The following is a 9,983-nucleotide window of genomic DNA, read 5'->3' as shown; positions in this document are numbered from 1 at the left end:
CAGCGCTATGCAGCACGGGCGCGCGATGATGAGGACGCCCTGACGGGCGCAGTTATTGAATTGGCGACGACGTACGGCCGCTATGGCTATCGCATTGTTCAATTGGAATTTGTGACGCATCTCCGCAATACAAGACAACGTCAGGAGCTGCGTCAATAGCGTCTTGTCGTATTTCATCTGAGATTGTCGCCAACCAACCAAGAATTTGCCTTCGAGACAGAATTGGCTGATGGTCACCTGCGACTTCGCCAATTAAAAAACGCCTTATCTTTGAGTACGGTTGGCCAGCTTCTCGACAGCTCAATAACCAACATGCTGAGAGATAGTATTCGACTTCTGAGTCGTGAAACTTTACACGACCAAAGGAGGCCGGATCGAAAATGCTGCGATCTAACAGAGCGTCAATTTCTCTAGATTGCCAAATAGGCAATACCTCACTTGCCTCTATCGATTTTGTTTCTTCGGCGGTTGGTGCTTCCGGATCAGGCAGGCGAATGAAAGGTCGACTACAAAATGATGTGGCGGCACCTAAATTGTCGGCTCCAGATCGAGCATATTTCGCTGGAAGTGGTTCAGCTTTGGTGCGATGCAGATTGTTAGTCGCTGGCGTAGGTCCGGTTCGCTTGCCGGCGACGGACTTCCACCGTCTGTTCTTCGCCCAAGCGAGGTGCCTCGGGCTCGTCTTGAGCAACGACGGTCAGCAGAATTTCAGCCACCTCGTTCTGCCGCTCCGCCGGCAAGCGGCGGGCTTGTTCGATGGCGCTGTCGAGCAGTTTGGTCATGGCTTGATTGTATCCCTGATTTCGGCTTTGGCCAAATTCTACCCCTCCAACACCGCCTTCAACCCCTCCACCGCCTCGGGATTGACCAACGAGGCCAAATCCCCCGGATCCTGGCCCGTATAAACTGCCCGCACGACGCGGCGCATGATTTTCATGTTGCGGGTTTTGGGCAGATCGCCGACGAAGACGATCTGGCGTGGCCGGAAGGGGTTGCCGAGACCGGCCACCACGGCGGACGAAAGGGCGCCGCGGAGCTCGTCCGACGCCTCTTCGCCCGCCACCGCCACCACGACGCAAACTATCGCCGAGCCCTTGATCTCGTCGGGCACGCCGATGACGGCGGCTTCGGCGATGCGGCCGGTATTCAGCAGCAGCGATTCGATTTCGGCCGGGCCCGTGCGCTTGCCGGCGACGTTGATGGTGTCGTCGGAACGGCCGTGCACGTACCACAGGCCTTGGGCGTCGCGGCTGGCCCAGTCGCCATGCACCCAGAGGCCGGGGATCTTGTTCCAATAAGTATCGAGATAGCGTTCCCGGTTCTGCCAGAGGCCGCGGGTGAGGCCGATGGAGGGGACGCGCATGACCAGCTCGCCGACCTCGTCCACCGCCACTGGGTTGCCGTCTTGGTCGACGATATCGGCGCCGTGGCCGGGGATCGAGCCGGTGAAGGAACACGGCCGCATGGGGTGGATGACGGTGGTGGTCAGGATGCCGCCGCCGATCTCGGTGCCGCCGGTATAATTGAGGATCGGCAGCCGCCCGCCGCCGACTTTTTCGAAGAGCCACAGCCAGCTATCGGGGTTCCAGGGCTCGCCGGTTGAGGCGAAGATGCGCAAACTCGAGAGATCGTGGCGCGTCAGGTCTTCTTCGGGATAAGCCATCAACAAGCGCGCCACGGTGGGCGCGATGCCCAGGAACGACACCTGGTGATCCGCCACCACCCGCCACATGCGGTCCGATTCGGGGAAGTTGGGGGCGCCTTCGATGAGCACGATGGTGCTGCCCCGCACCAGGTTGCCCATGATGATGATGGGCCCCACCAGCCAGCCCATGTCCGACATCCAGAGCATGCGGTCCGAGGGCTTGAGGTCCATCATCAGGCCGAGATCGAGCGCCACCTTGTTGGCGAAGCCGCAATGGCTGTGCACCGTGCCCTTGGCCTTGCCCGTGGTGCCCGAAGTGAAGACCAGCAGCATGGGGTCCTCGGCCCCCATCTCCTCGCTCGGCGCAGCCTCGGGCTGGTCGGCTATCAGGTCCGACCACCAGTGGTCGCGGCCTTCCTGCCAATTCACTTCAAGTCCCAAGTGGCGGAAGACCACGACGTGCTCGAGCGTCGGCACCTCCGCCGCCATCTGGTCGGCCACCGCCTTCATGTCGATGGGCCGGCCCCGCCTGAGCGAGCCGTCGGCCAGGATCAGCGCCTTGGCGCCGCCGTCGTTCATGCGCGTCGCCGCGGCTTCGGCGGCGAAGCCGGAAAACAGCGGGAGCGCAATGCCGCCGATCTTGATGATGGCGAGAAAGGCCGCCACGGCCTCGGGCAGCATGGGCATGTAGACCCCGACCACGTCGCCCTGTCCCAGCCCCAGGCCCGCGAGGCCGCCGGCCAGGCGGCAGGTCTCGGCGTCGAGCTCGGCGTAGGAGAGCAGGCGGCGCGAACCGTCCTCGCCCTCCCAGGAAATGGCGTCGCGCTCATAAGTCGGCGTGCCGCGCCATTTGTCGAGGCAGTTGAGCACCGCATTGGTGGTGCCGCCGACGCACCACTCGGCCCAGGCATCGCCCTTTGAAGTGTCGAGCACGCGGTCGTAGGGCCGGTAGAAGCGGTAGTCGTTATCCTCGAGCACGGCGTTCCAGTACCAGTCGGGATCGGCCTCGGCACGTTTCAGCAGGGCAGCGTAATCAGCCACGTCGTGGCGCTGCATGAAGGCCATGAGATTGCTCTCGGCGATGATGGCGGCGTCGGGGGTCCAGGTGAAATCGTCGGCGCTCATGGCGGGGCCTCGGTAGGGAAAAATAACGGCGTTCATTATTGGCGCTGGGGCGCTGGCGCCGCAAGCCATGCCGGCCGCGGTGCAGGGTGTTATAGTTGGCCAAGACCTTGTTTTTTGGAGGGACATTATGCTCGAAGGTTGCACCCCCTACCCGGCCGAGGTGGCGGCGCGTTATCGCCGTGAGGGCCATTGGCTGGGGCTGACGCTGGGCCAGGTGCTGGACCAGATGGCGGCCGAGCATGGCGAGAGAGAGGCGCTATCCTATGGCCAGCGGCGCTACACTTTTGCCCAGGTGCAACAGGCCGCCGATCATCTGGCCTACCACTTCGCCAAGCTTGGGCTTAAGCCCCTCGACCGTGTCGTCATGCAGCTTCCCAACATTCCCGAATTCGTCTTCGCCTTCTTTGCGCTGCAGAAGATCGGCGTCATCCCGGTGATGGCGCTGAGGCCCCATCGGCACAACGAGATCCGCCACTTCCTCGGCCATTCCGGCGCCCGGGGATATCTCATTCCCGACCAGATCCGCGACTTCGACTACCGCCAGATGGCGGCCGAGATGCAGGCCGAAAACCCGAACCTCGAACACGTCATCGTGGCCGGCGAGGCGGGCCCAGGCCAGGTCTCGATAGCAGAGTTACTGGCTCGGCCGCTGGGCGACGACGCCGAGGCGTTGCTCAGCGCCCGCCGCCCCGACGCGGGCGAGGTGGCGCTGATGCTGCTATCGGGCGGCACCACGGCGCTGCCCAAGCTGATCCCGCGCAGCCACGAAGACTACCTCTGCTGTTTTCGCAGCTGCAGCGTGGTGGCCGAGATCGGCCCGCGAACCGTCTATCTCGCGCTCTTGCCCATGGGCCACAACTACACCCTGGCCTCGCCCGGCGTGCTGGGCGCGCTGTGGCACGGCGGCCGGGTGGTGCTGGCGCCTGAGATCGACCCGGCCACGGTGTTCGGCCTGATCGAGAGCGAAGGCGTGACCATGACCTCGACGGCCGTACCGGTGGTCACCGGCTGGCTCAAGTCCGGCATCGCCGGCAACTACGACCTGAGCACGCTTAAGGTCTTGCAAAACGGCGGCGCCCGCCTGCAGCCCGAGCTCAGGCGTCAGGTTCGCGATCTGGTGGGCTGCCATTTCCAGGAGACCTATGGCACCGCCGAGGGCCTGATCAACATGGTGCCGCTGGATGCCGAGGAGGAATACGTGCTGGAAAGTTCGGGCGCCCCGGCCGGGCCGGCCGACGAGATCAAGGTGGTCGACGGCCAGGGCAACGAAGTGGCCGACGGCCAAAGCGGCGAGCTGCTGACCCGCGGGCCCTATACCATCCGCGGCTACTACAACAACGCGCAAGCCGACGCCTCGGCCTTCGAGCCCGACGGCTTCTACCACATGGGCGACGTGGTGCGGCGAAAGGGCCGCTACGTCTACACCGAGGGGCGCAAGAAGGATCTCATCAACCGCGGCGGCGAAAAGATAAGCTGCGACGAGATCGAGAACCTGATCCTGGGCAACCCCAAGGTCGAGAACGCCATCCTGGTGGCCATGCCCGACGAGACCTACGGCGAAAAGGCCTGCGCCTTCGTCATTCTTAAAGCGGGCCAGGGCATGGATCTCGCGGAGCTGGTGGAATTCCTCATGCAAAAGCAGATCGCCAAGTTCAAGCTGCCGGAACGCCTGGAAGTGGTCGAAAGCTATCCCGTCAGCCCGGCCGGCAAGATCATGCGGCGCCTGTTGCGCGAGCAGATCGCCGAAACTGTCGAACAGGAAAGGGCCGCGTCATGACCGCCGATCCCGGCATCGCCAAGCTTCCCGATCTTTTCAAGGCGGGCACGCTGGGCCCCTTCGAGAGCGCCAACCGCATCAAGTTCGGGGCCTGCTGCGTCTCCAACTTCAACAGCCGCGAGGGCTTCATCAGCGAGCGCGAGCTGGCCCGCACCAAGGTCATCGCCTTTTCCGGGGCCGGCATCGTCACCAACCAGGGCGCCTCGCCCGACGCCTCGGGCGAGGGCAAGGCCTATTGGAGCCAGATCGCTCTCTTTGACGACAAGTTCATGCCCCAGTTCGAAACCATCGCCGGCTACATTCACGAGGCCGGCGCCGTCGCCATCCAGCAGTTGCTGCACGCCGGGCGCTACGGCGGCATCGATCTGGGCTACTGCGTGCAGCCCTCGGTGGTGCCGCAGACGCTGCCCCACTTCCGGCCGCCGCGCGAGATGACCAAGGACGACATCCGCTTCTGCATCACCGAACATGCCGAGACCGCCGAGCGCGCCATCCGGGCCGGCTTCGACGGCGTCGAGCTGACCAGCTTCATGGGCTATCTGCTGGCCAACTTCAACTCGCCCTTCACCAACAAGCGCACTGACGAATACGGTGGCTCGACGCGAGGGCGCTGCCAGTTCATGGTCGAGCTGATCGAATCCATCAAAGAGAAAATCGGCGACGAACACCCCCTCATCGTGCGCCTCAACGGCGCCGAATTGATGGACAAATGGGGCGGTGGCGATGAGGACGACTGCTTCGAGATCATCGAGATCGCCGGCCAGACCGGCGTCGACATGGTCAGCGTCACCGTGGGCTGGCAGGAAGCGCCGGAATCCTCGATCGGCCGCGACGTGGCACCGGGCCACTGGAACCGCCTGGCGGTGCGTGCGCGTCAGGTGCTGCCGGCAAGCGTGCCCGTGGCCTTCGGCGTGCGCCTTCCGGATCCGGTCGATGCCGATCGCTGCATCGCGGAAGGAGAATTCGATTTCTGGGAGGTCTGCCGGCCCATGCTGGCGGATCCTGAGCTGATCCACAAGGCGCGCGAAGACCGCTTGGAGGAAAAACGCGTCTGCGTCGGCTCGCTCAACTGCCTGTCGCGGCTTTTTCGCGACCTGCCCTATACCTGCACCGTCAACCCGGCGCTGGGGCACGAATACGAGCCCGAATACCGCATCACGCCCACGCCTTCGCCCAAGACCGTGATGGTGGTGGGGGCCGGCCCGGCCGGCATGGAGTGCGCCATCACCGCCACCAAGCGCGGACACAAGGTTACGGTTTTCGAGCGCGGCCCGGCGGTGGGCGGCGCGCTGATGGGCTATGCCGCCCACGACCGCGCCCACGGCGCCGATCTGATGACGCTGGTGCGGCACTACCGGGTGGTGGCGGAGAAACTGGGCATCGAGGTCAAGCTCGATACCGAGGTCGATCCCAAGCTGATGCGCAGCGTATTGCACCACTACGACGTTGCCGTGGTGGCGGCGGGCTCGCGCATGGTGCTCGACCAGCCGGTTGCGGCCGAGGCCAACGGTATCCTGCTCGATGGCGCCGAGGTGGCGGCCGGCCGGGCCGAGACGGGCCAGCGCGTGGTCGTGCTGGGCGGCGGCAAGGTGGGCCTGACGCTGGCCGAATCGCTGGCTGGCGAGGGCCGCGAGGTGACCGTGGTCGAGGCCGCCAAGCGCATCGCCGGCGACGTCTCGCCGACCTGGAAGTGGCGCCACAGCGCCTGGCTCGGCGAGCTTGGCGTGACCACGCTGACCGAAACCCGGGTGGTCGAGGTGCGGCTCGGCGGCGTCGCCCTGGCCAACGGCTCGGGCGAGGTCTTCCTCGAGGCTGACAGCGTCATCGCCAGCCAACGCCAACCCAACCAGGAGCTCTTCCAGGGCCTGGAATGGATGGTCGACGAGTTGCACGGCATCGGCGACGCCATCATGCCGCGCGGCCTGGACCAGGCCATCCACGAAGGCTACCGCCTGGGCTGCCGCCTCTAGGCGGCGCCACGGGCGCATTTTGGATGTTTTCCGAGCTCGAAAGCGGTGCTCGTATCGGGGTGGTGGCGCGCCAGATCGTCGATGGCGGGCAGGGGCCGATGCTGGTCTGGGAAGTCGGCGCCGATGGCGTCAACACCGCCAGCCAGCCCTTCCCGGGCTATGCCGAGGCCGGCGTCGATATGCTTTGGGTGGCCGAGGACGCAGTGGTGGAATCCCTGACCGCAGCCGGCAACGACCTGGCCACGGCAGTGCGGGACGGTATTCGCTCGGGCGATATCCTGTCCTTCGTCATGCGCCCGCTGGACGAGTTGGCCGAGCTCGGCTTCGAGGACTTTTTCGAGAGCCTCGGGCTCTCTTACATGGGGGCCTGCCGGTGATCTTCCGCAATCCCTCAGGGGCGCCGGAGCTTGCTTGCGAGGCTTGCGGCTGCCGCTGGTTCGACCGCCACGATAACGCCTGTTACGAATGCGGCGAGCCCGTGCCGGCCGCAGAGGTCGCCGAATTCGAGAGGGCGCTAGCCGCCTACCAAGCCGAAAAAGGCATCGCTGTAGCGCCCGATCAAGCGCTAGAATAGCGCCGATCGCCAAGGCAACTTGAGAGGTCCGTCATGGCAGCAGCAACCGAACTCAGCGATCCCACCGATTTCGGCGAGCGCGACTACGCCACGGCGCTGGTCAACGTGACCAACGCCTGCAATCTCGAATGCACGCACTGCTTCGTCTTCCGGGCCGACAATCCCAACCGGCCGCGCGACAAGATGGACGATGCCACCATGCTGCATCAGTTGCGTGAGTTGCGCGACAAGCACAACATCAAATCCATGCTCTTCATGGGCGGCGAGCCGATGATCCGCAAGGACCTGGTGATGGAGGCGACCAAGCTTTTCGAGCTGCCGGCCATCGTCACCAACGCCTTTTACGGCATTCCCAAGCTGCCCGGCGGCCTGGTCACGGTATCGCTGGACGGCCCGGAGGAACTCAACGACAGCATCCGCGGCGCGGGCGTTTTCGAGAAAGTCAAAGAGGAAATCGCCAAGCGCGACCTGGGCGACGGCACCACGGTGATGCTGCAGATGACGGTGACGGCCCAGAACGCGGAGGGCATGGAGGAGTTCGTCGAGCAAGTCCAGGACTGGCCCGTCAACGGCGTCGCCTTCACGCTTTACGTGCCGCGCCAGAACGACGACACGGGCCTGGGCTGGGACGATCTGCGCGACCGCGACAAGGACATCGACCGCCTCATCGCCCTCAAGCGAACATATCCCAAGCTGGTCAAATCGCACGTCGGCTCGCTCGAGCTGATGAAGTCGGAGCGCTGCATGGAGTTCACCGGCGAGCGCGGCGAGAATTGCCTGATGATGGCGACGCTGCCGCTTTACATGGGCGACGGCGGCAGCTTCGAGCGTACCTTCTGCTGCTACGGCAACGACGTCGACTGCACGCGCTGCGGCGCCTACAGCGTCTTCAACACGGCCTACCACCGCGTCGTCAAGGGCGAACAGGACTACCACCACCGCACCCGCCATCTCGGCCACACGGCCCAGTCGGCGCCGCCGGGCTAGAGCCGGCGGGGCGGGGGAAAAGTGGTCCCTGTCCCCATTTTTTCTGCCATTTTTCCTGGATAATCAGGAAGTTAGCGACAGGGGCTTGGTCGTCAAAAAGTGGTGCCTGTCACCACTTTCCACCACTTTCACCGCGGATATTCGGTCTGCGGCCATGCGGCCTACGTCTCACTGAACGCCAGCTTGGTGGCCAGGGCAGCAAAGCTGGCGGCGAAGCCGCGGCGGCTCCAGGTCATGACGCGGTCGGACGAGATGACGTAGGTCCGCACCCCCGCCGCGGCCAGGCCATACATCACGAAAATCACCAGCGTCATCAGCATGAATACCAATCCCAGCCCGACCATGGTGGCGATGGGCCGGGCGGCGTCGGCGGCCACGAACTGGGGCAGGAAAGCCAAGAAGAAGATCGAGAGCTTGGGATTGAGAATGTTGATCAGGAAACCCCGCACGATGATGGTGCCGAGCCCCGCCACGCCCTCGGGCTTGGCCACCTTGAGGGTGCCCGTATCGTGCCAGATGCCCCAGGCCAAATAGAGCAGATAGGCCACGCCGACGAACTTGGCGCCCTGGAAGGCCAGCGCACTGGCGTGCAGCAGCGCCGCCAGGCCGAAGATGCCGGCCGCCATGTGGGGCAGGATGCCGGTGGTGCAGCCGCAGGCCGCGGCGACGCTGGCCAGGCGGCCGCGGAAGAGGCCACACGACAGCGTATAGGTGACGCCGATACCGGGCACCAGCACCACGATCAGCGAGGTCAGGAGAAACTCGGCGCTCATGGCGCCATCCAATCACAGGTGGTGCCCGAGGCCAAATCGCGCCATAACCAGAGCCGGACCAGTGTGATGTGGCTCGCTTGAACGTTAACCGGACCCTGCTGCCCATGGCCGCCGCCACCATGAGCGGCGTGCTGATGGGGCTTTCCTTCGTCGCCATCCGCTTCGTCATGGAACAAACGTCGCCAGCGACCTTGGCCACGCTGCGTTACGGCCTGGCGGCGCTTTGCCTGCTGCCCTTTTGCCTGCACGGCATCGGCCGGCTGGGGCGGGCCGATCTTTGGCGCATGGCGCTCTTGGGCGCCTTCCAGTTCGGCATATTTCAGTGGCTAGTGAATTCCGGGCTGCAGCACATCCCGGCCTCGCGCGGCGCCGTGATCTTTTCCCTCATTCCGCTGCTCACCATGTCCCTCTCGGCGCTGCGCGGCCAGGAGCGCTTCACCGCGCTGAAGCTGTTGGCCGCCGTCATGTCGGTGGTGGGCGTCAGCCTGGCGCTGGGCGAGAAGGCATTCGCCGACAGCGCCGGAGGCGGCGGCAACTGGACGGGTGAGCTGATGTTCTTCGGCGCCGTCATGTGCGGCGCCACCTACAACGCCTTCTCGCCCGGCCTGCTGGCCCGCCATGGCGCCGCCGCCGTCAGCACCGTGGCCATGGCCAGCGGCGTGGCGTTGCTGCTGCCGCTGGCGGCAGTCGAGGGCATTGCCGAGGGCGTGGCCTCGCTCAGGCCCTCGGGCTGGGGCGCCGTGGCTTTCCTCGGTATCGGCGGCGGCGCGCTTTCGTTCGTGCTCTTCAATTGGTCGCTACGCCGCCTCTCGCCCTTGCGCACCGCCATCTTCGTGCCCCTGGCGCCGATCGTGGCAACGGCGGCGGGAGCCTGGCTTCTGGGCGAAACGGTTTCGCTGCTGTTCGGATTGGGCCTGGCCGGTGTGGTGGCGGGAATTTGGCTGGCAAGCTGGCGGGGTAGAAGTTCTTAAGGTCGCTCATGTTGCACTTTTTGTCGCTCACGGCGGCGGACCTGCGGTCCGCAGCCTCCGCGGGGGCGGTGTGCCAGGCATGGCGCACGGTGCGAAAGCACCATTTGCCGGGCTGTGGTGGCCCGGCGACGACTTGGGGGTGGAAGTCCCCTACGGACCCT

General features: G+C 65.0%; 8 protein-coding genes. 5 read left to right on the top strand and 3 right to left on the bottom strand.

What is annotated here, in order from left to right:
• Positions 1–596 precede the first annotated feature (596 nt).
• Together QGG75_12665 and QGG75_12660 are read right to left on the bottom strand one after the other, a co-directional pair.
• Positions 597–782, bottom strand: coding sequence for a hypothetical protein (locus QGG75_12665; GenBank protein ID MDP6068084.1), 186 nt, complete (start codon positions 780–782; stop codon positions 597–599).
• A gap of 38 nt (positions 783–820) precedes the next feature.
• Positions 821–2,770: an AMP-binding protein gene (locus QGG75_12660; protein MDP6068083.1), complete on the bottom strand. Its 1,950-nt coding sequence runs from the start codon at positions 2,768–2,770 to the stop codon at positions 821–823.
• A 127-nt stretch (positions 2,771–2,897) separates the two neighbouring features.
• Between QGG75_12660 and QGG75_12655 the strand changes: the two genes are divergently transcribed.
• From QGG75_12655 to QGG75_12640, 4 genes are all read left to right on the top strand, one after another.
• The gene (locus QGG75_12655) at positions 2,898–4,547 is read left to right on the top strand and encodes an AMP-binding protein (protein MDP6068082.1); all 1,650 of its coding nucleotides are present in this window, start codon (positions 2,898–2,900) and stop codon (positions 4,545–4,547) included.
• On the top strand, positions 4,544–6,517 hold the full coding sequence (locus QGG75_12650; GenBank protein MDP6068081.1) for an FAD-dependent oxidoreductase: 1,974 nt from the start codon (positions 4,544–4,546) through the stop codon (positions 6,515–6,517). Before QGG75_12655 ends, QGG75_12650 begins: the two co-directional genes overlap by 4 nt.
• A gap of 23 nt (positions 6,518–6,540) precedes the next feature.
• Positions 6,541–6,894, top strand: coding sequence for a hypothetical protein (locus QGG75_12645; protein MDP6068080.1), 354 nt, complete (start codon positions 6,541–6,543; stop codon positions 6,892–6,894).
• Positions 6,895–7,124: 230 nt separating this feature from the next.
• Positions 7,125–8,078, top strand: a complete 954-nt coding sequence (locus QGG75_12640) for a radical SAM protein (protein ID MDP6068079.1) — start codon at positions 7,125–7,127, stop codon at positions 8,076–8,078.
• A 161-nt stretch (positions 8,079–8,239) separates the two neighbouring features.
• Here QGG75_12640 and QGG75_12635 read toward each other — a convergent pair whose 3' ends face one another.
• Positions 8,240–8,851: a LysE family translocator gene (locus QGG75_12635; protein MDP6068078.1), complete on the bottom strand. Its 612-nt coding sequence runs from the start codon at positions 8,849–8,851 to the stop codon at positions 8,240–8,242.
• A gap of 77 nt (positions 8,852–8,928) precedes the next feature.
• Here QGG75_12635 and QGG75_12630 point away from each other — a divergent pair, with 77 nt between their 5' ends.
• Entirely contained in the window at positions 8,929–9,822 is an 894-nt protein-coding gene (locus QGG75_12630; GenBank protein MDP6068077.1) for a DMT family transporter, read from the top strand.
• Positions 9,823–9,983: the final 161 nt, after the last annotated feature.

The organism is Alphaproteobacteria bacterium (genome assembly GCA_030740435.1).
Lineage (GTDB): Bacteria > Pseudomonadota > Alphaproteobacteria > UBA2966 > UBA2966.
Note: the sequence above shows the minus strand (reverse complement) of the source record. Positions and strands in the feature narration are given on the sequence as shown.